The 1,123-nt window shown below is 68.6% G+C and carries 1 protein-coding gene and 1 pseudogene; both read right to left on the bottom strand.

What is annotated here, in order from left to right; genetic code table 11:
• Positions 1–677 (bottom strand): cyclic pyranopterin monophosphate synthase MoaC (locus N5D20_RS24660; protein WP_279947558.1); only part of this gene is annotated, 677 nt, incomplete at its 3' end.
• A gap of 8 nt (positions 678–685) precedes the next feature.
• Positions 686–1,123, bottom strand: a pseudogene (gene moaA, locus N5D20_RS24655) (GTP 3',8-cyclase MoaA); the annotation flags it as partial.

The raw sequence follows: 1,123 nt of genomic DNA, 5'->3' as shown, positions 1-1,123 counted from the left end.
CCCGCCAATGGCTCGATGCCATCGGGCAACACCTCAGCGGCCACCACCTCGCCGCCCAGCTTTTTCAGGCCGGTCACCAGGGTCGGGCCAGAGATATCCTCATAGGTGCCGTCGCTGGCGCGATCGCTCAGCGTGATCACCGCGCAGGCCGCGCCCTCCAGGCCCTTCGGCGCACGCGGCTTGAAACGCGTGCGCTCGGCATCGTCCATGCCGTCGGGGTGCAGCCAGACACCGCGCTTGCCGCCTTCCTTGAACAGCAGGCGGATGCCTTCGATGCGCAGGGCCGGTTCCACCGGCTTGCTCAGGTCGTACAGGGTAAGCAGCGCCGCGTTGACGCCGGCCAGTGCCTCCATCTCCACGCCGGTGCGCGCCTCGCTGGCGCACTCGCACCACACGCGGATCGCCTGCCGTTCCGGTACCGGCGCGCAGAACACCTGCACCAGTTCCAGCGGCAGCGGGTGGCACAGTGGCATCAGCATCGAGGCCATCTTGGCGCCCTGCAGGCCGGCAATCTCGGCCATCACCAGCGCATCGCCCTTGGGCAGGCGGCGCTCGACGATCAGCGGATAGGCCACTGGACCGGCATGCAGCTCGCCCACCGCCACCGCACGTCGGCGGGTGATGCGCTTGTCGCGGACATCGGCCATATGGAAGGCCGCATTCAATTCCCCACTCATCGTGTTGCTCATCCTCCGATGGAGGCCAGGTGCGGGGTCAGCCCGGTCTGGCCCTGGTGCAGTCCATGCCCGGCCGCTTTCAGGCCAAGCTGCGTGGTAATGCGTGCCAGCAGCGCGTCATGGTCATCGTCGCTCTGCAGCAGCGGGCGCAGCGGCACGCCGAACTCGCCGAACAGGCACAGCCGCAGGTCACCCTTGGCGGTCACCCGCAGGCGGTTGCAGCCCTTGCAGAAGTCACGCGAATACGGGGCGATGATGCCCACCGTGCCGCGATGGTCCGGGTGGCTGTACTCACGCGCCGGGCCGGCATCGGCGGCGCGCGGCCGTTCGTGCCAGCCAGCCGCCAGCAGCTGCTCGATCACCACGTCGGCGCGCAGGTGGTGGCGCTGGAAATAGGCTTCGTTGTCGCCGGTGCGCATCAGTTCGATGAAGCGCACGCTGAAGGG

It is taken from the genome of Stenotrophomonas sp. GD03877, assembly GCF_029840555.1.
In the GTDB taxonomy this organism is placed as follows: domain Bacteria; phylum Pseudomonadota; class Gammaproteobacteria; order Xanthomonadales; family Xanthomonadaceae; genus Stenotrophomonas; species Stenotrophomonas geniculata.
Note: the sequence above shows the minus strand (reverse complement) of the source record. Positions and strands in the feature narration are given on the sequence as shown.